This window comes from Streptomyces sp. PSU-S4-23 (assembly GCF_055632315.1).
In genome coordinates, this window is the sequence record NZ_JBVMUU010000002.1 from 4975604 (window position 1) to 5000443 (window position 24840).

Sequence of the window (24840 nt, forward strand, 5' to 3'; positions counted from 1 at the left end):
GACCCGTCAGAGACGATCCGAGCGCCTCGCCGATCTCGCGGCGGCTACAGGGGGCTGACGCGACGCCGAGGCGATCGAAGCGGAGCCCGGCCACCCGAGCCGCTCCGCGTGGCGAATGCCGGGCGAGGCCCGAAGACCCCGCCCGCTACCAGCGAAACCCCAGTCACGGCCACACAAGGCAATACGGCTGATGCCCCGCCTCATGCAGCCGGTGGCTGAAGTCCTGCCACTCGTGCAGCAGCTGGTACACGTTGAACGCGTCCCGTGGCCCGCCGCGGTCCGGGACCGTCGACCAGATGAAGGCCGCGGCGCCCACCGCCTCCTCGCCGATGTCGCGCAGGGGGTCCACGACGGTCATGGGCAGCTTGACGACCGCGTAGTCGGGGTGCAGGACCACCAGTTCCAGCGGCGGGACCTTGTGCAGCGGGACGCCCTCGATGCCCGTGAGGACCATCGCCGCCATGGTCTCCGGCTTGATCTTGGTGAACATGCCGCCCATGCCGAGCTCGTCACCGCCGAGCTCCTCGGGCCGCATCGAGATCGGGACGCGGGCTGCCGTGGCGCCGTCCGGCGCGCCGAAGTATTTGTACGTCACCCCCACCCGACCACCATTCCCGCTCCCTGACCTGAGCCGGTCGACCGCACGCTCTCTACGGTCCATACGGGCCGCCCGGCCGATTCGCTCAGGATCTCCCTGCGAACGCTGTGAGCCCGGCGAAAGCGGCGAGCTCTGTGAACTCTGTGAACCCTGTGAAGTATGGGAGCTCTGTGTGCCTCGCGAACCATAAGGGTCGCGGGCCTCCTGCGGCTCCTGTGGCCGACGTGTCTCGGTCGTCTCCTCCGCTTCGCGCCGGTGCCTTCCCCGCCGGGCACGCCGAGGACCCAGGTCATCGGTCCCCTCGCCCAGTCCGCCACCGCGATGCATATCTCCACCCGACTGCTTTTCTAGGACCCGTGGCCCCCGCCGCGCAACCCGATCATCGTGTCAGTGACCTCCCCCACGCCCGCTCGCCGAAACGTGCGTGCAAACACCTGTCCGCGGGATCTTCGAGGGCTCTGACACCATGGCTAGTGTGAGCTATCCGTACGAAGCCCCAGTTTCGCAGACTCTTTTCGAGCGCGCGTCCGCCGTCACGCCCGGCGGCGTGAACTCTCCGGTGCGCGCCTTCCGCGCCGTGGGCGGTACGCCCCGGTTCATGGTGTCCGGCAGCGGCCCTTATCTCACCGATGCCGACGGACGTGAATACGTCGATCTCGTGTGTTCGTGGGGGCCCATGATCCTCGGCCATTCCCACCCGGAGGTGATCGCCGCCGTCCAGGAGGCCGTCTCCCGCGGGACCTCCTTCGGTACGCCCGGTGAGGGCGAGGTCGCGCTCGCCGAGGAGATCGTCGCCCGGGTCGGGCCGGTCGAGCAGGTGCGGCTCGTCTCCAGCGGGACCGAGGCCACCATGTCGGCGATCCGGCTCGCCCGCGGGTTCACCCGGCGGTCCAAGGTGGTCAAGTTCGCCGGGTGCTACCACGGGCACGTCGACTCGCTGCTGGCGGCCGCCGGGTCCGGGGTCGCCACCTTCGCGCTGCCCGACACCCCCGGCGTGACCGGCGCCCAGGCCGGCGACACCATCGTCCTGCCCTACAACGACCTCGACGCCGTCCGTGCCGCCTTCGCCGCGCACCCCGGTGAGATCGCCTGTGTGATCACCGAGGCGTCGCCCGGGAACATGGGCGTCGTGCCGCCGCTGCCCGGGTTCAACCAGGGACTCAGGGACCTCTGCCGGGAGAACGGCGCCCTCTACATCTCCGACGAGGTCATGACCGGGTTCAGGACCAGCAGGGCCGGCTGGTACGGGATCGACGGGGTCGAGCCGGATCTCATGACCTTCGGCAAGGTCATGGGCGGCGGCTTCCCCGCCGCCGCCTTCGGGGGGCGGGAGGACGTGATGGCGCACCTGGCCCCGGCCGGGCCCGTCTACCAGGCCGGCACCCTCTCCGGGAACCCGGTCGCCACCGCAGCCGGCCTCGCCCAGCTGCGGCTGCTCGATGACGCCGCGTACGACACGGTGAACGCGGTCTCCGAGCAGATCCGCACCCTGGTCACCGAGGCGCTCGGCAAGGAGGGCGTCGCCCACCGGGTGCAGACCGCCTCCAACATGTTCTCCGTGTTCTTCACCGACCGCCCGGTGCGCGACTACGAGGACGCCAAGGCGCAGGAGTCCTTCCGGTTCACCGCCTTCTTCCACTCCCTCCTCTCCCAGGGCGTCTATCTGCCGCCCTCGTCCTTCGAGTCGTGGTTCGTCTCCACCGCCCACGACGAGCGGGCCGTCCAGCGGATCGCCGACGCCCTTCCGGCGGCGGCCCGGGCAGCTGCGGAGGCCACGGCAGCATGAGTGACATCACCGTTGTCCACCTGATGCGGCACGGCGAGGTCGCCAACCCGGACGGGATCCTCTACGGGCGCCTGCCCGGCTACCACCTGTCCGATCTGGGCCGGCGGATGGCCGACCGGGTCGCGGAGCACCTCGCGTCCCGGGACGTCACCCACGTCGTCGCCTCCCCGCTGGAGCGGGCGCAGGAGACGGCCACCCCGATCGCCAAGGCGCACGGGCTGGACCTCGCCGTCGACGAGCGGCTCATCGAGGCCAAGAACGTCTTCCAGGGGAAGACCTTCGGCGTCGGCGACGGGGCGCTGAGACGGCCCGAGAACTGGAAGCACCTGGTCAACCCCTTCAAGCCGTCCTGGGGGGAGCCGTACGTGGAGCAGGTCGTACGGATGATGGGGGCGCTGGACGCCGCCAAGGACGCGGCGCGTGGTCACGAGGCCGTGTGCGTCAGCCATCAGCTGCCGATCTGGATCGTGCGCAGCTTCGTGGAGAAGCGGCGGCTGTGGCACGACCCGCGCAGGCGGCAGTGCACGCTCGCCTCCCTGACCACGTTCACCTACCAGGGCGACAAGATCGTGGCCGTCGGGTACACCGAGCCGGCCCGGGACCTGGTTCCGGCCCATCTGCTGGCGGGGGCCAAGCCGGTGAAGGGGAAGGACAAGGCGTTCGGGGCCTGACGGGCTCAGGTTCGCGAGCCGATCGACGCCTGCACCCGCCTCGCCCACGGTCCCGGCCCCGGCTCCGGCCCCCTGCCCCTCCCCGGGCGTACGTCTTGTGCCCACGCGTACGCTTCGTCACAAGACGTATCGAGTCCTGTCATGTGAGCGTATCTTCGTAAAATCCCCTACATAGGCTCGCGTTCGGCGGAACCGCCGTCTTCGTCGTGCCCTCTGAATGAGTGACCACCGAGAGGGCGCGATGAAATGGGGACGGGATGCGGGACATCAGCCGGCGGGGACTGATAGGGCTCGGGGCGGGTGCGGCGGCCACACTGGGGCTGGCCGCCTGCGGTTCCAAGGACGGGGACGGCGGACGGGCCGGCGGCGGTTCCGGCCGGCGGGGTTCCGGGCCCTCCCGCAGCCCCGCGGCCACCGCGCGCCCCCTCGGTGACGGTTCCACCGCCGACAGCGGCAAGCAGCCGAACCAGCCCGGAAAGCCCACACCGCTGGAGCCCGGTCAGACCCCGCCGCAGTTCGTGGTCTTTTCCTGGGACGGTGCCGGGGAGGTCGGCAACGGTCTCTTCCCCCGCTTTCTCGACCTCGCCAAGGAACACGGCGCGCACATGACCTTCTTCCTCTCCGGGCTCTACCTCCTGCCGGAGTCGAAAAAGCGCAAGTACCTTCCGCCGAACAACGCGCCGGGCGCCTCCGACATCGGTTATCTGACGGACGGCCACATTCGCGCCACGCTCCAGAACGTCCGCCGCGCCTGGCTTGAGGGCCATGAGATCGGCACCCACTTCAACGGCCACTTCTGCTCCGGATTCGGCACGGTCGCGCACTGGACGCCCAAGCAGTGGCGCAGCGAGATCGAGCAGGCCAAGTCCTTCGTCAAGGAATGGCGCACCAACACCGGCTTCACCGATCTCCCGCCGCTGCCCTTCGACTACGACAAGGAGCTGATCGGCGGCCGCACGCCCTGTCTCCTCGGGCAGGACAGGCTGCTGCCCACGGCGCGCGCGCTCGGCTGGCGCTACGACGCCTCCTCGCCCGGTGGCCGGCAGCGCTGGCCGGAGAAGCGGCAGGGCCTGTGGGACTTCCCGCTCCAGCTGATCCCGTTCCCCGGGCACCGGTTCGAGGTCCTGTCGATGGACTACAACATGCTCGCCAACCAGTCGGTGAGGACCACGCAGGCGCCCTCGTACAACTACCCCGGCTGGCGCACCCAGGCGGCGAATTCATACATAGCCGGATTCAATAGGGCATATGAGACCAATCGTGCGCCCTTCTTCATAGGCAACCACTTCGAGCACTGGAACGGCGGCATCTACATGGACGCCGTCGAGACGGCCTTCAAGCACATCGCGCGCGAGAAGGAGAAGGGCGCCGACGTACGGCTCGTGTCGTTCCGGCAGTTCACGGACTGGCTCGACGCGCAGCGGCCCGAGGTCGTCGCCAGGCTGCGGTCCCTGGACGTGGGGCAGCGGCCGGCGGGCGGCTGGAAGGAGTTCCTCTCGGGTACCGGCAAGGGGGCTTCGGGCGACCCGTCGAAGGCCGCCTGAGATGCGGGTTCACTCCCGCACGACGTCCGCGAGGGGGGTGCGCAAGATCCTCGGAACGGACATGCGAAACTTTTCACATGAGTGCCGCCTGCCGCGCCCCCCGACGCCTGAACCGCACCAGTAGCCGCATCCGCACGCGCCGACGCACCGCCCTCACCGCCGTCGGGGCCGCCGTCGCGGCGCTCGTCCTGTCGGCCTGCACCTCCGGCGGCACCTCCGGGGGCTCCGGCAAGACCAACTACATCACCGGTGACGACGGCATCGCGACCGTCAGGAAGAGCGAGCGGGACGCCGCCCCCGACCTGTCCGGGACGACGATCGACGGCAAGAAGCTGGACGTCGCCGACTACAAGGGCAAGGTCGTCGTCGTCAACGTCTGGGGCTCCTGGTGCGCGGGATGCCGTGCCGAGGCGCCGAACTTCGTCAAGGCCGCCGCGCAGACCGCGGGCAAGGGCGTGCAGTTCGTCGGCATCAACACCCGTGACACCAGCACGAAACCGGCCCGCGACTTCGAGAAGGAGTACGGGGTCACGTACCCGAGCCTGTACGACCCGACCGGCAGGCTGATGCTCCGCTTCAAGAAGGGCACCCTCAACCCGCAGGCGATCCCCACCACGCTCGTCATCGACCGGGACGGGAAGATCGCCGCGCGCACGCTCCAGGCCCTCAGCGAGGAGAAGCTGCACCAGCTGATCGACCCCGTCATCGCGGAGAAGTGACGTGACCGCAGTGTCCACCCTCGCCGCGGCCACCGACCCGAACCAGACCGTCCTCAACGGGGCCCTGCTGGTCGCCCTGCCGGTCGCCCTCCTCGGCGGCCTCGTCTCCTTCTTCTCGCCCTGCGTCCTGCCGCTGGTCCCCGGCTATCTGTCGTATGTGACCGGCGTCACCGGAACCGACCTCGCCGAGGCCCGCCGCGGCCGGATGGTCGCCGGCGCCTCGCTGTTCGTCCTCGGCTTCACCGCGGTGTTCGTCTCCGGCGGTGCGCTGTTCGGGTTCTTCGGGCAGACGCTGCAGGAACACAAGGACACCCTGTCCAAGGCGCTCGGCGTGCTCATGATCCTCATGGGTGTGTTCTTCATGGGCCTGATGCCCTGGCTCACCCAGCGCGAGTTCCGCTTCCACAACCGGCCCGCCGCCGGTCTCGTGGGCGCCCCCTTCCTCGGCGCGCTCTTCGGGATCGGCTGGACGCCGTGCATCGGCCCCACCCTCGCCTCCGTGCAGGCCCTGGCGTTCAACCAGGCGAGCGCCGGACGCGGGGCCATACTGACCGTCGCCTACTGTCTCGGCCTCGGCCTGCCCTTCGTGCTCGCCGCCGTCGCCTTCCGCAAGGCGCTGGGTGCGTTCGGCTGGGTCAAGCGGCACTACACCTGGGTGATGCGCATCGGGGGCGGCATGATGATCCTGACCGGACTGCTGCTGGTGACCGGCGCCTGGGACGGCATCGTGCAGGAGATGCAGAGCTGGTCCAGCGGCTTCACGGTGGGGGTCTGACCATGAGCGACACACGGAGCGCCGACGTGCACAGCGATGAGACCCCCGAGACCCCCAAGGCCCGTGCGGGAGCCGAACCCGACCTCGGGGAGGCCGGATCGCAGCTGTCCACCGCACCCGCCGAGACCGCCATGCCCGGCTCCTTCGGCGGCACCCGCGCCCCCGGCGCCAAGGGCTGGATCGCCTGGACCGCGCGCGAGACCCTCGGCTGGGCCCGCTGGTTCTGGCGGCAGCTGACCTCCATGCGGGTCGCGCTGATCCTGCTGTTCCTGCTGTCGCTCGGCGCCATCCCCGGCTCGCTCATCCCGCAGTCCGGCACCGACGCGATGAAGGTGGCGGACTTCAAGGACCGGCACACGGTGCTCGGCCCGCTCTACGACCGGCTCGGGCTGTTCCACGTGTACAGCTCGGTGTGGTTCTCGGCGATCTACATCCTGCTGTTCGTCTCCCTCATCGGCTGCATCGTGCCGCGCACCTGGCAGTTCACGGGCCAGCTCAGGGGCCGCCCGCCGGCCGCGCCCAAGCGGCTGACCCGGCTGCCCGCGTACGCGGCCTGGCGCACCGACGCCGACCCCGCGCAGGTCCGCGAGACCGCCCTGAAGGTCCTCGGGCAGCGCCGCTTCCGGGCGCATGCCGCCGGGGACGCCGTCGCCGCCGAGAAGGGCTATCTGCGCGAGTTCGGCAACCTGGTCTTCCATGTCGCGCTGATCGTGCTGCTGGTCGCCTTCGCCTGGGGCCAGCTCTACAAGTCCGAGGGCAACAAGCTGGTCGTCGAAGGAGACGGGTTCTCCAACACCCTCACCCAGTACGACGACTTCAAGTCCGGCAACCTCTTCACCAGCGACGACCTGGTGCCGTTCAGCTTCAACCTGAAGAACTTCACCGGAACGTACGCGCGCAGCGGCCCCAACAAGGGCACTCCGCGCAAGTACGAGGCGGACATCACCTACAGCGTGGGCGCCTACGGCAAGGAGAAGAAGAGCACCATCAAGGTCAACGAGCCGCTGCACATCGGCGACGCGAAGGTCTACCTCGTCAGCCACGGGTACGCGCCCGTCGTCACCGTGCGCGACGGCAAGGGCGACGTCGTCTTCCACGAAGCGGTCCCGGTGCTGCCGATGGACGGCAACGTCACCTCACAGGGCGCGATCAAGGTGCTGGACGGCTACCGGAACGCCCAGGGGCAGCAGGAGCAACTGGGCTTCCGCGCGATCTTCGTGCCGACCTTCGCCGGTGCCGGCAAGGGCACGATGTTCTCGCAGTTCCCGGCGCTCGACAATCCGGCGCTCGCGCTGAACGCGTACCACGGGGACCTGGGCGTCAACGCCGGCATCCCGCAGAACGTGTACCAGCTGGACACCAGGAAGCTGAAGCAGTTCAAGGACGCCAAGGGCGACATCCTCAAGGCCCGCCTGCTGCCCGGCCAGACCATGCGGCTGCCGGGCGGCAACGGCTCGATCACCTTCGAGAAGGACATCAAGGAGTGGGCCGGCTTCCAGGTCGTGCAGGAGCCCGGCAGCGGCTGGGCGCTCGGCGGCGCGCTCGCCGCGATCTTCGGCCTGGCCGCCTCCCTGTTCATCCAGCGCCGTCGCGTCTGGGTGCGCGCGACGACCGGCGCCGACGGCGTCACCCTCGTGGAGATGGCGGGACTCGGCCGCAGCGAGTCCCCGAAGGTCCCCGAGGAACTCGGCGACCTGGCGGCGCTGGTCCACGACCGGGCACCCACGAAGACCGACGACCCAGACGCCGACCCCGATCAGGAGCCGGACGCCGCAACCCCCGTACCTGCCGCTGAAGGGGCTCAGAACAAGTGACCCTCGACCATGTGACCCTGGCCATCGCCACCAACGAACACCTCGCGAACATCAGCAACACGCTGATCTACTCCGCGATGGCCGTCTACACGCTGGCGTTCTTCGCACACATCGCCGAATGGCTCTTCGGCAGCCGCAGCAAGGTCGCCCGCACGGCCAGCGCGCTGACCGCCGAGGCCCCGAAGGAGGCGGCGGCGCCCGCCGTCACCGTCAGGAAGGGCGGGGGCACCGCGGTGCTGGAGCGGCCCAAGGTCGTCACCCGCTCCACGGCCGGCTCCCGTGACGTGCCGGACGGCCCCGGCGCCCACGGCGGCGACGCACAGGGCGACCTGTACGGCCGGATCGCCGTGTCGCTCACCGTGGTCGCCTTCCTCGTCGAGTTCGGCGGTGTGCTCGCCCGCGCCCTGTCGGTGCAGCGGGCGCCGTGGGGCAACATGTACGAGTTCAACATCACCTTCTCCACGGCCGCCGTCGGCGTGTACCTGGCGCTGCTCGCGCTGAAGAAGAACGTCCGCTGGCTCGGCCTCCCGCTGGTCACCACGGTGCTCCTCGACCTCGGTCTCGCGGTCACCGTGCTGTACGTGGCGAGCGACCAGCTGGTGCCCGCCCTGCACTCGTACTGGCTGTACATCCACGTCTCGACGGCGATCCTCTGCGGCGCGGTCTTCTACGTGGGCGCGGTCGGCACGATCCTCTACCTGTTCAAGGACTCGTACGAGAACAAGCTGCAGAGCGGCGGCACGCCCGGCACCTTCGCCACCTCCGTCCTGGAGCGGCTGCCCTCCGCGGCCTCCCTCGACAAGTTCGCCTACCGCGTGAACGCGGCCGTCTTCCCGCTGTGGACCTTCACGATCATCGCGGGCGCCATCTGGGCCGGTGACGCCTGGGGCCGCTACTGGGGCTGGGACCCCAAGGAGACCTGGTCGTTCATCACCTGGGTCGCCTACGCCGGCTATCTGCACGCCCGGGCCACGGCCGGCTGGAAGGGCCGCAAGGCCGCGTACATCGCGCTCGTCGCCTTCGGGTGCTGGCTGTTCAACTACTACGGCGTCAACATCTTCGTGTCCGGTATGCACTCCTACAAGGGCTTCTGACAGGCTTCTGGCACCCGGCACCCCGCATACGCGAAGGCCGGTTCCCGTGATCCATGCCATGGGAACCGGCCTTCGTCCGCAACGGGTGCGCGACCCCCGCTCGCGGGCCACGCTGGTGTCATGACCAATCCCATCGAAGAGGGCACGGCGGAGCACCGGGAGGACACGCACATACGGCACTACCTGCTGCGCCTGGCCCGGCCCGTGGAGGAGGTCTGGACCGCCCTGGCCACCCCCGCGGGCCTGCGGGAGTGGCTGGCGGTCGCCGAGCCCTTCGAGCCCCGGCTCGGCGGCGCGGTGGGACTCCGGCTGCCCGGCGGAACGGCCCGGGGACGGATCACCGCCTGGGACGTCGAGCGGGTCGTCGAGTACACGGTGGCCGGCCGCGGCCGCATCCGGTTCCACCTGGAGCCGGGCCGCCCGGCGGGCACGACCGTGCGGTTCACGCACGAGAGCGCCGAGGACCGTGATCCGGGCTGGCGGGAACGCTTCGAGCGGCTGCTCGCCTCCGTGGAGGGCGGCATCCTCTGACGGCGCTCATGCCTGAGGCAGGCAGTCCCCGGCGGGCGCCTTCCCCTCCGGCCAGGCGATCCTCACGAACCGGGACCCGCCCGACGGCGTCAGCTCCACGATCGGCACGGCCTTGTCGTACGGATTGCCGTGCACGTCGAGGCAGATCCACCCGCTCGCCCCGTTCACCCGCTGCGACCCCTTCATCAGCGACCACTCGTTGACGACGTCCTCCAGCCCCGGTGCCACCCGGCCGCTCGGCGTGGCCTCCCGCACCCCCTGCACCACCAGCCGCATGGCGTCGTGCGCGATGATCAGCTGCCCGTCGTCCAGGACGACCGGCCCGATCGGCCCGACCGGCTCCCGGCCGCTGCGGCCGATCAGCGCGTCCAGGGCCGCGGCGTCCGCCGGACTGCCCCCCGTCGTCGCCTTCTCCCCCTTCCACGCGTCCGGGTGCGCCAGCGCCGTGTACCGCAGGGAGAGATTGCGGGTCAGCGCCGTCCGGTCGAGCCGCCGGTCGCCGGTGAGGTACGAGCCCTCGTCGCCCGTGAGCAGCGTCAGCCGGTGGTCCATGCAGCCGCGTGCCCCCAACGCGTTGACGAACTGCCGCAGTTGGGTGTGCCGGCCGGCGAACAGGACCGTGTCCGTGGTCTTCGGGGTGTCGCACACCAGCTGGGTGATCTGCCGGAACTGGTTCGCCGTCGTGCCCTCCTGGGTGCGGTCCGCGGGCGGGCTGAACGGCTGCGGCGGGTAGGGCGATCCGGCCGTCAGCCTCTCGAAGGCGCTCTGCAGCGTACGGGTGTACGGGTCGCCGGGCCTGTCGTACACCAGCAGCGCCCTGCCCGAGGAGACCCGGGCGAAGGATGCGAGGGCGCGGGCCGAGTCGCTGTTGGTGGGGGCCACGCGGGCCAGCCCCGGGAAGGGGTCCTTTCCGCCGCCGTTGGCGAGGCTGTCGGCGGTGATGGAGGAGCCGACGACAGGGATGCCGCGGCCGGTCAGTGCCTTGACGGCCGCCTTGTTGTTGTCGGTGCTCAGGCCTATGCCGGTCACCGCCCGCAGGCGGTCGGGGCCCTTGGTCATCTCGGTCAGCCGGTCGACCACGTCCGGCCAGTACGTTCCGTCGCGGCCGGTGTTGGCCAGGACGAGCCGGATGTCGGGGGTCTCGTCCGTGGCTTCGTGGTTGGCGCGGTACTGGGCGAGATAGGCACCCTGGAGTTCGTGCAGCGTGTCGTTGACGCTGTCCGGGTCGCTCGTGGTGAACGGCTCGAGGAGTGCGACAGTCACGTAACGGCCCGCCGTCAGACGGCGGTTCTCCCGGTCCACCGCCCGGATGACCTGCGCGAACCGGGGCTGGCCGAAGTCGTACGCCGTCATCGACACGCCCACGCAGTCGTCGCTGTTCCCGGGATGGGTCACGCCCTTGGCGCAGGACCGGTCCTGCTCGCCCAGCCGCAGCCCGCCCCACACGGCGGCGGCCGTGAGCACCGCGGCGAGCAGCAGTGCCACATACCGGCGGAACGGGATCTCCCACACGTCCTCGCGCAGCCATCTCCACAGCCGTCCGGCCATCACCGGCCCCCGTCCTCGTCGTCGTCCGGAACGCGCAGCGGCCGGCCGGCCAGCGCGTCCGACGGCCAGTCCCGCGACGCCCGCCACAGCAGGGCGGTGCCCCCGGGCCGCAGGTTCGACAGTTGCTCCAGTTCGAAGCGCAGCCGCTCGGCCACCTGCGGGTCGGGCAGCACCAGCGGATCGGTCAGCTGCCACACCGCGTGCAGCAGCCGCCGTACCCGCAGGTGCAGCACCGCGTCCGCGCCCTCCGGCGGCCGCTGGGCCGCGTCTGTGCGCCCGAGCGCGACCGCGGCCCGGTGGTCGGGGCCGCCGACGTCGCGGCCCTCGGTGTCGTGCGCGTGGTAGTAGGACGCGGCGGCGACGAAGACGAGCGACGCCAGCCAGCCGCCGACATCGGCAGCCGGGAAGGTGTCGCGCAGCCAGGCGACCGCACCGTCCGTCCGGCCGAGGGCGAGTTCGTGGTGCAGGCGGCAGCGGTCGGCGTCCGCGCTGTTCTGCTCGCCGTAGTGGTCGATGAGGGTGCGGTGGACCGCCGTCCACCGCTCGTGGCCGGCGCCGAGGTGGTGCAGCCGCAGCAGGAGCAGCGTGCGCAGGAACGGGTCGCCGACGAACTGCCCCTCCGCCGCGGGCCATCCCTCCTCGGCGAGCCGCTCCTCCAGACCGAGCACCCCGGCCGCGCCGAAGTCCTCCGGGAGGTGTTCCCGTGCGAGCGCCAGCGCGGAGTCCCGGTCGTGGGCGGCGGCGAGCACGGTCAGTTCGTCGAGCCGGCCGCCGGGCACGAGCCGGCCGAGCAGCTCCTGGTAGGCGGGGCGGCCGGCGTGGTCGGCGTGGAGGGCGACGTCACCGGTGAGCAGCGCGCCGAGGGACGTGGCGTCGTGGGGCAGGTTCTGCCGGGCGGACTCGGCGAGCAGGGTGACGCCGAGCGGGCTGCCGCCGGTCAGCCGGTGGGTGGCGTGCGGGAGCTGGGGCGGTACCGCCAGGCCCCGGCACACCGCCCCCACCAGGTGCAGGGTGTGGTCGGGCGACAGCGGCGGCAGCGACACGACCAGCGCCCGGGAGGACGGGGAGGCGCCCGGTTCCCAGCCGGTGGCGCGGGCGACCTCGGTCAGGGTGCGGCGGCCCGCGTTGCGCAGCGCCGGGAGCGCGTATCCGCGCAGCGCCGAGAAGAAGACCACCCGGTCGCCGATGCCGTCCGCGCGGTCGCTCAGCACGGCCTCCATGAGGCCGCGCCCGGCGGGCTCCTGCACGTTGTCGATGAGCACGACCGGGCGGCCCGGCCGGTGGGAGCGCCGCATGATGCCCGCGTACGCGTCGTCGAGGTCGGCGAGCAGGGCGCGCACGAGATGGCGCTCCGCGTGGGTGCGGGAGCCGCCGCCGGCCCGGAAGTGCCCGGAGAGCAGGATGAGCCCCAGTTTGGGGTTGCCGCCCGCGTTCGGGTAGTCGCGGTACCAGGCGGCGGCCCTCCGCAGCCGGCGGTGGGTGGGCGAGACCCCTTCGCCGAAGGCTTCCAGCGTCGCCTCGATGATCGGCTCGACGGCGGGCCCGGTGCTCGACATGGAGGCGATGAGCTGGGTGATCACCTTGCTCACCCAGCGCCCCGCGAACCCGTCGAGGAAGGATCGGGAGTCGTTGAGCAGCAGGATGCGTTCCGCCTCGTGCCGGATGCGCGGCACGTCCCGGCTGCTCCAGCCGCCCGCCGCCACGGCCAGCAGCCCGGACGCGAGCCGGGGGAAACCGATCCGCCGCGCGCCGGTCACGGGTTCGGCGAGCTGCTCGGCGATCGTGGTGAGCCCCTGGGCGACCGGCGACCACGCCTCGCCGGGCTGCTCCGGCGGCAGCGCGGCGAACTGGGGCTCCTCGCCGTCGATCAGCGCGACGGGCGTGTGCCCCTGGTACGCGGCACGCACCTCTGCGAGCAGGGCGCTCTTGCCGAGGCCGCGTCCGCCCGCGAAGACCACGAACGGCAGGTCGTCCCCGTGTTCGTACGGAGTGGACCGCAGTTGGTACGGTCGCAGGCCCACGAGCCGCGCAGCGAGACCGGGTGGATCGGTGTCGAACAGCGGTTCCCGGCCGTGCAGCCCTCTGTGCACCGCATCTCCCCCTGGCGCGGTCCGGTCCGATGTGCTGCTGTGAGATGTACCAACCCCACTGTAAAAAGGTGGCGTTGATTCGTACTAGGGCGCGTGGTGTCCATTGGGTTACGAAAGCATTCCGGAGCGTGGCCGGGTGTGATCGACCCGGTGGGGTGGGTGGCGTGTCGGCTGAGTCGGCCGCGCATCCGCGCCGCGCATCCGGGCCGCGGGTCCCGGCCGGTCGGCGTACGGTGAACCCGTGGACGAGGAAGAGGACCGACGGCTGGGAGCCATCGCCCCGGACGTCTCCCAGATCTCCATCGCCCTGCTGCGCGGGGTCGTGGGGCTGTATCCCGAGGACCGTGTTCCGCAGGAGGCACTGGCCGTCGCGGACCGGGTGCTGGAGGAGTACGGCACCGACGGGCTGCGCCTGCTCGTGATCAGTCTCGCCTGCTGGGCGGCGGTCGAGATCGAACGCGACGCCCATGTCTCCGGCCGGACGTACGAGTCAATCCTCGATGAGATGGAGCTGACCCGTATCGAGGTCCATCCGGACGACTGACGGCCGCGCGGCGGGCGCGTCGCCGTGCTCCCACGCCGTCTGCCCCGGTCTCGGGCTCGCGCTCCTGCCCACATCGGCCCTCCTGCCCACATCGGCCCTCCCGCCCTCCTCGGGCGCGAGCGCCGGGCGGCGCGACCTGCGAGTCCGGGAAGGCGTCGCAGCGCTGGACGAAGCAGTGGCGCCGGGTCTCAGCGGGCGGCCCCCGCGGCCGGGCTCCATCAGCCGTTCTCAGTCGCCCTTCGGCTCCTCGCCCCGCTCCCGGCGCCGCAGTTCCTCCTCGCGCCGCCGCAGGTCGGCCTCCCAGTCCTTCAGGAGTGCCTCGTCCTTCTTGTTCTCCTCCTTCAACGACCGCAGGAACTCCGGGTTGTCGTCGGGCGCGACCCAGGCCGTGCGGTGGTTGCGGTGCCACTCGGAGGGCGTGGAGCCGGTCGCCGGGGCCCGGCGCACCTTGCCGACGACGAGCCAGGCGATGGGGCCGACCAGGACCTCGCCGAAGAGCAGGATGATGATGACCCAGACCACCTTGGGCAGCCCCCGCACCTCTTCCTCGGGGGTGTTCAGGCAGTCGATGAAGGCGTAGATCCACAGCGCCAGGACCAGCAGATAGGGCAGATACCGGAACATGGTGGTGAGGTCCCCCAGCAGACGGTGACGGGGCGTGGGACGGCCCCGGTGACGGGGCAAGGTTAGCCCTTGCCCGATACTGGGACGCATGGCCTACGACGATCTTCGGTCCCTGCTCCGGGCGCTGGAGCGCGAAGGGGACCTCAAGCGCATCAAAGCCGAGGTCGACCCGTATCTGGAGGTCGGGGAGATCGTCGACCGGGTGCAGAAGTCCGGCGGCCCCGCGCTGCTCTTCGAGAACGTGCGCGGCTCCGCGATGCCCCTCGCCATGAACGTCTTCGGCACCGACCGCCGCCTCCTCAAGGCGCTCGGCCTGAAGTCGTACGGCGAGATCTCCGACAGGATCGGCGGGCTTCTCAAGCCCGAACTTCCGCACGGGTTCGTCGGCGTGCGGGAGGCGTTCGGGAAGCTCGGCGCGATGACCCACGTGCCGCCCAGGAAGGTCAAGTCCGACAACGCGCCCGTGCAGGAGGTCGTGCTGCGCGGCGACGAGGTCGATCTCGACCGGCTCCCCGCCCTGTTCACCTGGCCCGAGGACGGCGGCTCCTTCTTCAACCTCGGGCTCACCCACACCAAGGACCCCGAGAGCGGGATCCGCAACCTCGGGCTGTACCGCCTGCAGCGCCACGACAAGCGCACCATCGGCATGCACTGGCAGATCCACAAGGACAGCCGCAACCACTACCAGGTGGCGGCACGGCGCGGGGAGAAGCTGCCCGTCGCCATCGCCTTCGGGTGCCCGCCGGCCGTGACGTACGCCTCCACCGCGCCGCTCCCCGGCGACATCGACGAGTACCTCTTCGCCGGGTTCATCGCGGGCAAGCGGATCGAGATGGTCGACTGCAAGACGGTCCCGCTCCAGGTGCCGGCGCAGGCCGAGGTCGTCCTGGAGGGCTGGCTGGAGCCCGGCGAGATGCTCCCGGAGGGCCCCTTCGGCGACCACACCGGCTTCTACACCCCGCAGGAGCCCTTCCCGGCGCTGACGATCGACTGCGTCACCATGCGCCGGCGCCCCCTGCTCCAGTCGATCGTCGTGGGCCGCCCCCCGACGGAGGACGGGCCCCTCGGCCGCGCGACCGAGCGCTTCTTCCTGCCGCTCCTCAAGATCATCGTCCCCGACATCGTGGACTACCACCTGCCCGAGGCGGGCGGCTTCCACAACTGCGCGATCGTGTCGATCGACAAGAAGTACCCCAAGCACGCCCAGAAGGTGATGCACGCCGTCTGGGGGGCGCACATGATGTCCCTGACGAAGCTGATCGTGGTCGTCGACTCCGACTGCGACGTGCACGATCTGCACGAGGTCGCCTGGCGGGCCTTGGGCAACACGGACTACGCCCGTGACCTCACGGTCGTGGAAGGTCCCGTCGACCACCTCGACCACGCCTCCTACCAGCAGTTCTGGGGCGGCAAGGCGGGCATCGACGCGACGAGGAAGTGGCCCGAGGAGGGCTACACGAGGGACGGCGGCTGGCCCGACATGGTCCTGTCCGACCCGGAGACGGCGGCGAAGGTGAGCCGTCGCTGGAAGGAGTACGGCCTGTGAGCAGCGCCTCCGCCGCGATCCCGCAGCCAGGACGCACCAAGGCGTTTCTGCGCCTGGTGATGATCGAGCACTCCGTCTTCGCCCTGCCCTTCGCCTACATCGCCTCGCTGACCGCGATGTACCAGGAGGACCGGAACATCCACTGGGCCCGGCTGCTGCTCGTCACCGTCGCCATGGTGGGCCTGCGCACCTTCGCCATGGCGGCGAACCGGATCATCGACCGCGAGATCGACGCCCGCAACCCGCGCACGGCCCACCGCGAGCTGGTCACCGGCGCGATGACGGTGCGCCACGCGTGGACCGGCGCGCTGATCGCGCTCGTCTTCTTCCTCGGGGCGGCGGCCCTGCTCAACCCGCTGTGTCTGGCGCTCGCCCCCATCGCGGTGATCCCGATGGTGGTGTACCCGTACGGCAAGCGGTTCACGAACTTCCCGCAGGCCATCCTGGGCCTCGCCCAGGCGATGGGGCCCGTCGGCGGCTGGCTGGCGATCAGCGGCGCGTGGTCCTGGGACGCGGTGATCCTCGGCCTCGCCGTCGGCATCTGGATCGGCGGCTTCGACCTGATCTACGCCTGCCAGGACGTCGACACGGACCGGGAGACCGGGGTCATGTCGGTACCGGCCCGCTTCGGCATCCCGGCCGCCGTCCGGGGCGCCCGCGTCTGCCATGCCGTCACGACGGCGCTGTTCGTCTGGTACGGCGTGGTCACCGGCGCCGGCGGCTTCTTCTGGCTGGGCCTGCTGATCGTGGCGGGCGCCTTCGTCTACGAGCACACGATCGTCCGGCCCCATGACCTCAGCCGCCTCAACCGGGCGTTCTTCAGCGTCAACGGGTTCATCGGCATCGCCCTGTTCGTGTGCGCGCTTCTCGATCTCCTGGTCCGGGGCCTGACCGTGTGAGTCCGCCCGCTCGTCCGCTCCGGGTCCCGCCCGGGGCCCCTTGGCCGGTTCCCGCCCCGGCGCGCCGGATAGGCTCGGTGCCGTGAACCCAGTCAAGCCAGGAGAGACGCCGCGTACGCCTTGGATCGTAGGGGTCTCCGGCGCCTCCGGCACCCCGTATGCCGCGGCCGTGCTGCGCGGGCTGCTCGCCGCGGGTGAGAGCGTCGACCTCGTCGTCTCCCGTGCCGCGCGGCTCACGCTGCTGGACGAGACCGGGATCTCCTTCCGGGACGGGCACTGGGAGGACGACCTGCGGGCCTGGCTGTCCCGGGGTGCCGACGGCAAGCCGGGGACGTTCGACGCGGACGTCGCGCGGGTGCGGTACTGGAACGCCGGCGACCTGGCCGCCGGGCCGTCCTCGGGGTCGTACCCCACGAAGGGGATGCTGATCGTGCCCGCCTCCACCGCCTGTGTGGCGGGGGTCGCGCTCGGGCTGTCGAAGGACCTGCTGCAGCGCGCCGCGAGCGTCACCCTCAAGGAGGGGCGGCGGCTGGTGGTCGCCGTACGGGAGACCCCGCTCAGCGGTCAGACCCTCCGGCAGCTGGTGGCGCTGGACGAGGCGGGGGCCGTGGTGCTGCCGGCCTCGCCGGCCTTCTACGCGGGGGCGACGCACATCCAGGACCTGGTGGACTTCGTCGCGGGCCGCGTGCTGGACGCGGCAGGGGTGCGGCACCGGCTGTACCGCCGTTGGGAAGGGGAGCTCGGTGGCCGAACCCGCGGGGCCGGGCCGTCGTGACAGTAACCGGGTGGTCCCCGGGCGCCCCGCAGCACCACTCATCACTTCAGACTCTTCGGATCTTTCAGCGGAAGGCTTCAAACGCATGGACGCGGTGGACAGGCAGCTCATCCAGGCCCTGAGGGAGAACGGCCGGGCCTCCTACGCGGAGCTGGGGCGCCTCGTCGGCCTGTCGGGACCCAGTGTCACGGACCGCATCAACCGTCTGGAGGCGGCCGGCGTCATCACCGGCTACCGCGCCACGGTCGACGCGGCCTCCCTCGGCCTCGGTGTCACCGCCCTCATCGGCATCTCGCTCTCCGACGCCGCCGACCACGAGGACGTGGCGCGCCGCCTCAAGGACCTTCAGGAGATCGAGGACTGCTGGTTCATCGCCGGCGACGACTCGTTCATGCTCAAGGTGCGCGCGAACGACGTGGACGGGCTGGAGAAGACCATCCGCCGGCTGTCGGGCACCAAGGGCGTCTCCCGCACGCGGACCACGATCGTGCTCTCCACGAAGTGGGAGAACCGCGTGGGCGAACTCCCGGAACCCCGCTAGGCCCTGTCGTCACATTCCCGTCGTTCGCCCGAAGGGCAGACGGGAATGTGACGACAGGGCCTGGGCGCGGCGTCGTACGGGGGGCGCCTGACGCCCGGAGGGCGGAGGGTACGGTGGGCAGGGTTCGTCCGGAGGGAGAGGCACAAGCATGGACGTCGGGCTCAAGCGCGAGCTGGAGGACAAGGTCCGGGCCGGTGAGCGGCTGACCCGTGAGGACGGCATCGCGCTGTACGCGTCGGACGACCTGGCCTGGCTCGGCGGCCTCGCGCACGAGGTGCGGACCCGCAAGAACGGTGACGTGGTCCACTTCAACGTCAACCGCCACCTCAACATGACGAACGTGTGCACCGCGTCCTGCGCCTACTGCTCCTTCCAGCGCAAGCCGGGGGAGAAGGACGCGTACACGATGCGGATCGAGGAGGCCGTCCGGCTCGCCAAGGCGATGGAGGCGGACCACCTCACCGAGCTGCACATCGTCAACGGGCTGCACCCGAACCTGCCGTGGCGCTACTACCCGCGGTCGCTGCGCGAGCTCAAGGCCGCGCTGCCGGGCGTCTCCCTGAAGGCGTTCACGGCGACGGAGATCCACCACTTCGAGACGATCTCCGGCCTTTCGGCGTCGGAGATCCTCGACGAACTGATCGACGCGGGCCTGGAGTCGCTGACCGGCGGCGGCGCGGAGATCTTCGACTGGGAGGTCCGGCAGCACATCGTGGACCACAGGACCCACTGGGAGGACTGGTCGCGCATCCACCGGCTGGCCCACGAGAAGGGCCTGAGGACCCCGTGCACCATGCTGTACGGCCATATCGAGGAGCCGCGGCACCGGGTGGACCACGTGCTGCGGCTGCGTGAGCTCCAGGACGAGACCGGAGGATTCCAGGTCTTCATCCCGCTGCGTTACCAGCACGACTTCGTGGACATGAAGGACGGCAAGGTCCGCAACCGCCTCCAGGAGCGGACGGCCATGGCGACCGGCGCGGAGGCCCTGAAGACCTTCGCGGTCTCCCGCCTCCTGTTCGACAACGTCCCGCACGTCAAGGTCTTCTGGGTCATGCACGGTGTGCAGACCGCGCAGCTGGCCCTGCAGCACGGTGCGGACGACATGGACGGCTCGGTCGTCGAGTACAAGATCACGCACGACGCGGACGACTTCGGCACGCCGAACAAGCTGACCCGCGAGGACCTGCTGGACCTGATCCGCGACGCGGGCTTCCGGCCGGTGGAGCGCAACACGCGGTACGAGATCATCCGCGAGTACGAGGGGCCGGATCCGGCGCGCCGGGACGAGCCGCAGCCCATGCGGGTGTGACCGCATGCCCCTCGACTTCGAGCTCGACCCGGCCGTCACCCCCGTCCTGCGCGACGGCCTCCTCGGCCTGCGGGCGGACGTGTCCAACGCGGGCGGGGCCGTCGGTTTTGTGCCCCCGGTGACGCCGGAGGCCGTTCGCCCGGAGCTGGTGAAGCACCTGGTGGCGATGAGCGAGGGCCGCACCCGGCTGCTGGTCGGGTACGACGGGGAGCGGCGGGTGGCCGCGGCCGCGTTCCTCACCCGCAACACGCACCGGCTGATGACGCACTGGGTGTGGCTCTACACGGTGATGGTGCATCCGCGGCACCAGGGAAGGGGTTACGGCCGGGACCTGCTGGCCGCCGCCGCGGACGCGGCCCGCGCCCTTGAGGGCGTGGAGGCGATACGGCTCACCTGCCGGGGCGGTGCCGGCCTGGAGCGGTTCTATGCCTCCTGCGGCTACAAGGAGGTCGGCCGGGTGCCCGGCGCGATCCGGGTGGCTCCGGGGGACGACCGCGACGACATCACGATGCTGCTGCCGCTCGGGTGAGGGCCGGGCACCCCCCTGCAAGATCGGCTGCCGCGCGTGCTTCACTGGACGTGCCGTGCCCTTTGGCAATGTTCGGAACGGAAGAGTGGTTTGGGATGCTCCGCTACACGCTGATGCGCCTCGGTATCTTCGCGGGCAGCCTCGTGGTCGTCTGGGGCCTCGTCTACTCGGGCCTCGCCCCGCGCGGCCTCGGCGACTCCAACGGCCTGTGGGTCGTACTGCTCGCCCTGATGGTCTCGGCCCCGATCAGCTTCGTGGTGCTCCGCAAGGAGCGGGACCGGGCGTCCGAGCGGATCGTGCAGCGGGTCGACCGGATGAAGGCCAACCTCCAGGCGAACCGCGAGCAGGAGGACACGGCGGACGACGCGGCGCGGGCACAGGGACAGACTTCGTAAGCTCGGCCCCGTACCGGAGCGGGCCGACCGTAGGCTTGCCCGCATGGGTTCCGTGAAGACCAGGCGGATGCCGCGGGCGGTCCGTGAGCAGCAGATGCTGGACGCCGCCGTGAAGACCTTCGGCCAGCGCGGCTACATGGCCGCGTCCATGGACGAGATCGCCGAACTGGCCGGTGTGTCCAAGCCGTTGGTGTATCTGTACCTGAATTCCAAGGAAGATCTCTTCACCGCCTGCATCCGCCGTGAGGCCGCCGCGCTCACCGAGGCCGTGCGTGCCGGTGTCCGGCCCGGGCTCGGCGCCGACCGGCAACTGTGGGACGGGCTGTGCGCGTTCTTCACGCACACCGCCCGCAACCCGGACGCCTGGGCGGTGCTGCACCTCCAGGCCCGTACGCACCCGGAGCCCTTCGCGGCCGAGGTCGCCGCGATGCGCGAGGAGATCGTCGCGTTCGTGACGCAGCTCATCGTGGTGGCGGCCCGGCAGGCGCACCGGGATCCGGACCTGCCCGAGCGTGAGGTCGCCGGGCTCGCCGAGGCCCTGGTCGGCGCCGCGGAGTCACTCGCGGACTGGGCCAACACCACCCCCGGCGTCTCCGCCCGGCAGGCCGCCGCCACCCTGATGAACTTCGCCTGGGCGGGCCTCGGCAGCCTCATGGAGGGCCGCCCCTGGTCGCCGCCCGACCACGACCGAGAACCGTCTGGCGGGTCCTAGGCCCGGCCGGGCCCCGCCGGCACCTCCTCCCGGGAACGCCACCGCCCGCTGCGGCGCGCCCCGGCTCCAGCCGGTGCGTGGCGCGGCGCACACCCTGATCTCCGCGCCCGTCCCGGCGGGCACGGGCGGCAGGGGGTGTCACCGAGGGAAGAACGTCGGGACGGATGGGGACGAGCCGTGCATCAGTTCGCCGGGGGACGGATCTCGCCGGTGAGGTGCGGCCTGTCCCCGCCGCGCAGTTCGAAGCGCCCGCCGTCGGCGGCGTAGGTCACGGTGCCGGGGAGCAGGACGGGCGCCTTGAACTCGGCCCGCAGGTGGACGGCGGCGCGGGCCGGCTGCTCGGCCAGGCACCGGGCCACGGTCCACATGCCGTGCGCGATGGCCCGCGGGAAGCCGAAGAGGCGGGCCGTGAGGGGGTGCAGGTGGATGGGGTTGCGGTCCCCGGAGACGGCCGCGTACCGGCGCCCGACGTCCCCGCCGAGCCGCCACTCGGCACGGGCGGGGAGCGCGGTGCGGATGTCGGCGGCGGGCGGTGCCGCGGCGGCGCCGGCGGGGGTGCGGTGCCGTGCGAGGTAGGTGCTGCTCGACTCCCACACGAGCCGGTCCCCGGTCCGGGCCTCGGTGACGACGACCGCCTCGGTGCCGCGCCGGTGGGGTGCCAGTTCCCGTACGCCCACGGTGAGTTCGTACTCCGCGGTGGGGGTGAGCGCCTCCCGCTGGCTGATCTCGACGGACGTGTGCACGAGCCCGATCAGGGGCAGCGGGAACTCCCGGCCCGCCATGATCCGCATGGCCAGCGGGAAGCCGAGGACGTGCGGGTAGGTGAGCGGAAGCGCCTCGACGCCGGTGGGGAAGCCGCAGACGCGCTCATAGGCGGCGAGGCGCGCGAGGTCGATGCGGACGCCGGGCAGGACGAGGCGGGTGCGGGGCGGGGCGGCGCCGGGCCGGGGGCGCTTGAACGGCGAGCGCAGCGCACCACGGGCGAGGAGCGGGGCGAGGGAGGGGGAGCCGGGCAGCACGACCTTGTCGCTGGCGGTGGTCATGGTCTACGCCCCCAGGAGGCTCTGGCCGCACACGCGCACGACCTGCCCGTTCACGGCGCCCGAGGCGGGGCTGGCCAGCCAGGCCGTCGTCTCGGCCACGTCCACCGGACGTCCCCCCTGCCCCAGTGAGTTCATCCGCCGTCCGGCCTCCCGGATGAACAGCGGGACCGCGGCCGTCATCTTCGTCTCGATGAACCCGGGCGCGACCGCGTTCACCGTCACCCCGTGCTCGGCGAGCGCACGCGGTGCGAGCGACCGTACGAGCCCGATCACGCCCGCCTTGCTCGTCGCGTAGTTCGTCTGCCCCGCGTTCCCGGCGATCCCGGAGATCGAGGCGGTGGCCACGATCCGCCCGCCGGCTCCCAGCACCCCGCGCGCCAGCAGCGCGTCCGTCGTGCGCAGCACGCTCCCGAGGTTCACGTCGAGCACCGCGCTCCACCGGTCCGCCGCCATGTTGGCCAGCCGCCGGTCCCGGGTGATCCCGGCGTTGTGGACGAGGACGTCCAGTCCGCCGGGCAGCGCCCCGGCGATCCGGGCGCCCGCGTCGGCCGCCGTGATGTCCAGCGCCAGGGCGCTTCCGCCGAGGCGTTCGGCCACCCTCCGCAGCTCCGCCTCCGCGGCCGGCACGTCGAGGCACACCACGTGCGCCCCGTCCCGCGCCAGCGTCTCGGCGACCGCCTCGCCGATGCCGCGCGCGGCCCCCGTCACGAGCGCGGTCCGCCCGGCGAGCGGCCGGGCCCAGTCCTGCGGCGGTTGCGCCGGGCCGCCGGCGACCTCGATGACCTGCCCGCTCACGTATGCGGACCTCGGCGAGAGCAGGAACCGCAGCGTCGACTCCGCCGCCCGCGCGTCGGTGAGCCGTACGAGCGTCACGGTCCGCCCGCGCCCGATCTCCTTGCCGAGCGAGCGTGTGAACCCCTCCAGGCCCTGCTGGGCGGCCGCCTGGTGGTGGTCGGCGGGGTCGGGTGGGGCGCCCAGCACCACCACCCGCCCGCTGTCGGCGACCGAGCGCACGACGGGGTGCAGCGCGGCGTGCACCTCGGCGAGCGCGTCGACGTCCCGCACGCCGGTGGCGTCGAGGACGACCGCGGCCGGCCGGCCGTCGCCGGCCGCGACACCCGTGCGGGCCAGGACGGGGGCGAGGGCGAGCTCCGACTTGCCCGCGGTCAGGTGCAGCAACGGGCCGTCCAGGGTGGGCCGCCCGGCCGACCAGCGGCGCAGCGCCACGGGCTGCGGCAGCCCGAGCCGCCGGGCGAGGAAACGACCGGGAGCGGTCCCCGTGAAGCGCAGGTAACGGTCGGCCATGGTGTGACTCCCAGCTGGCTCGTATTCTTTACTCTGGAGTAAGGTTACCGGGGGTAAGCCTATGTCACGGGTGAGGAGCAGGTCGAGATGAGCAGTCCCCTCCACATCGGGGAAGTGCGACGTGTCGCCGTCGTCGGCGGCAGCCGCATCCCCTTCGCCCGCTCCGACGGCCCCTACGCCACGGCCTCCAACCAGGAGATGCTGACCGCGGCCGTGGACGGCCTCGTCGAGCGCCACGGGCTCCAGGCCCCCGGCGCGGTCGGCGAGCTCGTCGCCGGTGCCGTGCTCAAGCACAGCCGCGACTTCAACCTCGCCCGCGAGACGGTGCTGGGGTCGCGGCTGGATCCCCGCACCCCCGCCTACGACATCCAGCAGGCGTGCGGCACCGGTCTGCAGGCCGTGATCGCCGCCGCCGACAAGATCGCCCTGGGCCGGACGGAGTCCGCGATCGCGGGCGGCGCGGACACGACGAGCGACGCGCCCCTGGGTGTGAACGACGCACTGCGCCGCATCCTCCTGCAGGCCCGGCGCGCGAAGACCGCCGGCGCCCGGCTGCGGGCCCTGGCGGCCGTCCGTCCACGCCATCTGGTCCCCGACATCCCGCGCAACGCCGAGCCGCGCACCGGCCTGTCCATGGGCGAGCACGCCGCCGTGACGGCCCGCGCCTGGGGGATCACCCGCGAGGCCCAGGACGAACTGGCGGCGGCCAGCCACCGTCGGCTGGCGGCGGCGTACGAACGGGGCTTTCTGTCGGACCTGGTGGTGCCCTTCCGCGGGCTGGAGCGCGACCAGAACCTCCGCGCGGACTCGACGCCGGAGAAACTGGCCCGTCTCAAGCCCGTGTTCGGCACCGGTGGCCCCGACCCGACCATGACGGCGGGCAATTCGACGCCGCTCACGGACGGCGCCGCGGTCGTGCTGCTGGCGGGCGAGGAATGGGCCCGGCGGCGGGGCCTCGAACCGCTGGCGTATCTGACGGCCTTCGAGACGGCGGCCGTCGACTTCGTCGGCGGGGACGTGGCGGGCGGCGAGGACGGCCTGCTGATGGCCCCGGCGTACGCGGTCCCGCGCATGCTGGAGAAGGCGGGGCTCGACATGACGGACTTCGACTTCGTCGAGGTCCACGAGGCGTTCGCCTCCCAGGTGCTGGCGACGCTCGCGGCCTGGGAGAAGCGCGGCCTGGCCCCGGTGGACCGCGCCCGGCTGAACGTGACGGGGTCGTCCCTGGCCACCGGCCACCCCTTCGCGGCGACGGGCGCCCGGATCGTGGCCACGCTCGCCAAGCTGCTCGCCGAGCGGGACGCCCCCGGCCGCGGCCTGATCTCGATCTGCGCGGCCGGAGGCCAGGGCGTGACCGCGATCCTGGAACGCGCCTGACGGACGTGGGGAGGAGATTGCACAGCCCCGGCCCCGGATCCTCCCCAAACCCACACGAACTCCCCACG

Annotated in this window: 24 protein-coding genes; 18 read left to right on the top strand and 6 right to left on the bottom strand. The window is 71.6% G+C overall.

What is annotated here, in order from left to right; all coding sequences use genetic code 11:
- Positions 1 to 163 precede the first annotated feature (163 nt).
- Entirely contained in the window at positions 164 to 925 is a 762-nt protein-coding gene (locus tag ACZ79I_RS22805; protein ID WP_471499337.1) for a hypothetical protein, read from the bottom strand.
- A 139-nt stretch (positions 926 to 1064) separates the two neighbouring features.
- Between ACZ79I_RS22805 and hemL the strand changes: the two genes are divergently transcribed.
- The 8 genes from hemL (at position 1065) to ACZ79I_RS22845 (ending at position 9532) form a co-directional block, all read left to right on the top strand.
- Entirely contained in the window at positions 1065 to 2384 is a 1320-nt protein-coding gene (gene hemL, locus ACZ79I_RS22810; protein WP_471499338.1) for a glutamate-1-semialdehyde 2,1-aminomutase, read from the top strand.
- On the top strand, positions 2381 to 3055 hold the full coding sequence (locus ACZ79I_RS22815) for a histidine phosphatase family protein (RefSeq protein ID WP_471499339.1): 675 nt from the start codon (positions 2381 to 2383) through the stop codon (positions 3053 to 3055). Before hemL ends, ACZ79I_RS22815 begins: the two co-directional genes overlap by 4 nt.
- Positions 3056 to 3312: 257 nt before the next feature.
- Positions 3313 to 4599: a polysaccharide deacetylase family protein gene (locus tag ACZ79I_RS22820; protein WP_471499340.1), complete on the top strand. Its 1287-nt coding sequence runs from the start codon at positions 3313 to 3315 to the stop codon at positions 4597 to 4599.
- 77 nt (positions 4600 to 4676) lie between these two features.
- Entirely contained in the window at positions 4677 to 5318 is a 642-nt protein-coding gene (locus ACZ79I_RS22825; protein ID WP_471499341.1) for a TlpA family protein disulfide reductase, read from the top strand.
- Between the two features lies 1 nt (position 5319).
- Positions 5320 to 6093 (top strand): cytochrome c biogenesis CcdA family protein, encoded by a 774-nt coding sequence (locus tag ACZ79I_RS22830; protein WP_471499342.1) that lies wholly within the window; start codon positions 5320 to 5322, stop codon positions 6091 to 6093.
- Between the two features lie 2 nt (positions 6094 to 6095).
- On the top strand, positions 6096 to 7907 hold the full coding sequence (resB, locus tag ACZ79I_RS22835; RefSeq protein ID WP_471499343.1) for a cytochrome c biogenesis protein ResB: 1812 nt from the start codon (positions 6096 to 6098) through the stop codon (positions 7905 to 7907).
- 11 nt (positions 7908 to 7918) lie between these two features.
- Positions 7919 to 9001: a c-type cytochrome biogenesis protein CcsB gene (gene ccsB, locus ACZ79I_RS22840; protein WP_471505151.1), complete on the top strand. Its 1083-nt coding sequence runs from the start codon at positions 7919 to 7921 to the stop codon at positions 8999 to 9001.
- Between the two features lie 120 nt (positions 9002 to 9121).
- The gene (locus tag ACZ79I_RS22845; protein ID WP_471499344.1) at positions 9122 to 9532 is read left to right on the top strand and encodes an SRPBCC domain-containing protein; all 411 of its coding nucleotides are present in this window, start codon (positions 9122 to 9124) and stop codon (positions 9530 to 9532) included.
- 6 nt (positions 9533 to 9538) lie between these two features.
- Here the strand turns inward: ACZ79I_RS22845 and ACZ79I_RS22850 are convergent, their stop codons facing one another.
- The gene (locus tag ACZ79I_RS22850) at positions 9539 to 11080 is read right to left on the bottom strand and encodes an ABC transporter substrate-binding protein (RefSeq protein ID WP_471499345.1); all 1542 of its coding nucleotides are present in this window, start codon (positions 11078 to 11080) and stop codon (positions 9539 to 9541) included.
- Positions 11080 to 13170, bottom strand: coding sequence for a hypothetical protein (locus ACZ79I_RS22855; protein ID WP_471499346.1), 2091 nt, complete (start codon positions 13168 to 13170; stop codon positions 11080 to 11082). The genes ACZ79I_RS22850 and ACZ79I_RS22855 overlap by 1 nt, the downstream gene beginning before the upstream one ends.
- Positions 13171 to 13411: 241 nt before the next feature.
- On the opposite strand from ACZ79I_RS22855, the gene ACZ79I_RS22860 reads away from it, so the two are divergent.
- Positions 13412 to 13714: a hypothetical protein gene (locus ACZ79I_RS22860; protein WP_471499347.1), complete on the top strand. Its 303-nt coding sequence runs from the start codon at positions 13412 to 13414 to the stop codon at positions 13712 to 13714.
- A gap of 228 nt (positions 13715 to 13942) precedes the next feature.
- Here ACZ79I_RS22860 and ACZ79I_RS22865 read toward each other — a convergent pair whose 3' ends face one another.
- On the bottom strand, positions 13943 to 14338 hold the full coding sequence (locus ACZ79I_RS22865) for a PLD nuclease N-terminal domain-containing protein (RefSeq protein WP_471499348.1): 396 nt from the start codon (positions 14336 to 14338) through the stop codon (positions 13943 to 13945).
- Between the two features lie 88 nt (positions 14339 to 14426).
- Here ACZ79I_RS22865 and ACZ79I_RS22870 point away from each other — a divergent pair, with 88 nt between their 5' ends.
- The 8 genes from ACZ79I_RS22870 to ACZ79I_RS22905 all read left to right on the top strand — a co-directional run bounded on the left by ACZ79I_RS22870 (position 14427) and on the right by ACZ79I_RS22905 (position 21047).
- On the top strand, positions 14427 to 15884 hold the full coding sequence (locus ACZ79I_RS22870) for a menaquinone biosynthesis decarboxylase (protein WP_471499349.1): 1458 nt from the start codon (positions 14427 to 14429) through the stop codon (positions 15882 to 15884).
- Positions 15881 to 16783: a menaquinone biosynthesis prenyltransferase MqnP gene (mqnP, locus tag ACZ79I_RS22875; RefSeq protein ID WP_471499350.1), complete on the top strand. Its 903-nt coding sequence runs from the start codon at positions 15881 to 15883 to the stop codon at positions 16781 to 16783. Before ACZ79I_RS22870 ends, mqnP begins: the two co-directional genes overlap by 4 nt.
- 82 nt (positions 16784 to 16865) lie before the next feature.
- Positions 16866 to 17558 carry a UbiX family flavin prenyltransferase gene (locus ACZ79I_RS22880; RefSeq protein ID WP_471499351.1) on the top strand — a complete coding sequence of 231 codons (693 nt, stop codon included), beginning with the start codon at positions 16866 to 16868 and terminating at the stop codon, positions 17556 to 17558.
- 85 nt (positions 17559 to 17643) lie between these two features.
- A complete protein-coding gene (locus ACZ79I_RS22885; RefSeq protein ID WP_471499352.1) occupies positions 17644 to 18099 on the top strand; it encodes an Lrp/AsnC family transcriptional regulator in 456 nt (151 codons plus the stop codon).
- Between the two features lie 148 nt (positions 18100 to 18247).
- Positions 18248 to 19411, top strand: coding sequence for an aminofutalosine synthase MqnE (gene mqnE, locus ACZ79I_RS22890; RefSeq protein WP_471499353.1), 1164 nt, complete (start codon positions 18248 to 18250; stop codon positions 19409 to 19411).
- Positions 19412 to 19415: 4 nt separating this feature from the next.
- On the top strand, positions 19416 to 19940 hold the full coding sequence (locus tag ACZ79I_RS22895; protein WP_471499354.1) for a GNAT family N-acetyltransferase: 525 nt from the start codon (positions 19416 to 19418) through the stop codon (positions 19938 to 19940).
- A gap of 95 nt (positions 19941 to 20035) precedes the next feature.
- Positions 20036 to 20335 (top strand): DUF4229 domain-containing protein, encoded by a 300-nt coding sequence (locus ACZ79I_RS22900; protein ID WP_471499355.1) that lies wholly within the window; start codon positions 20036 to 20038, stop codon positions 20333 to 20335.
- A 43-nt stretch (positions 20336 to 20378) separates the two neighbouring features.
- Entirely contained in the window at positions 20379 to 21047 is a 669-nt protein-coding gene (locus ACZ79I_RS22905) for a TetR/AcrR family transcriptional regulator (protein WP_471499356.1), read from the top strand.
- 182 nt (positions 21048 to 21229) lie between these two features.
- Here ACZ79I_RS22905 and ACZ79I_RS22910 read toward each other — a convergent pair whose 3' ends face one another.
- Complete coding sequence (locus tag ACZ79I_RS22910; RefSeq protein ID WP_471499357.1) at positions 21230 to 22090, bottom strand: MaoC family dehydratase; 861 nt, start codon at positions 22088 to 22090, stop codon at positions 21230 to 21232.
- Between the two features lie 3 nt (positions 22091 to 22093).
- Positions 22094 to 23395, bottom strand: coding sequence for a 3-oxoacyl-ACP reductase (locus ACZ79I_RS22915; RefSeq protein WP_471499358.1), 1302 nt, complete (start codon positions 23393 to 23395; stop codon positions 22094 to 22096).
- A gap of 87 nt (positions 23396 to 23482) precedes the next feature.
- Here ACZ79I_RS22915 and ACZ79I_RS22920 point away from each other — a divergent pair, with 87 nt between their 5' ends.
- Positions 23483 to 24772 (top strand): acetyl-CoA C-acetyltransferase, encoded by a 1290-nt coding sequence (locus ACZ79I_RS22920; protein WP_471499359.1) that lies wholly within the window; start codon positions 23483 to 23485, stop codon positions 24770 to 24772.
- Positions 24773 to 24840: the final 68 nt, after the last annotated feature.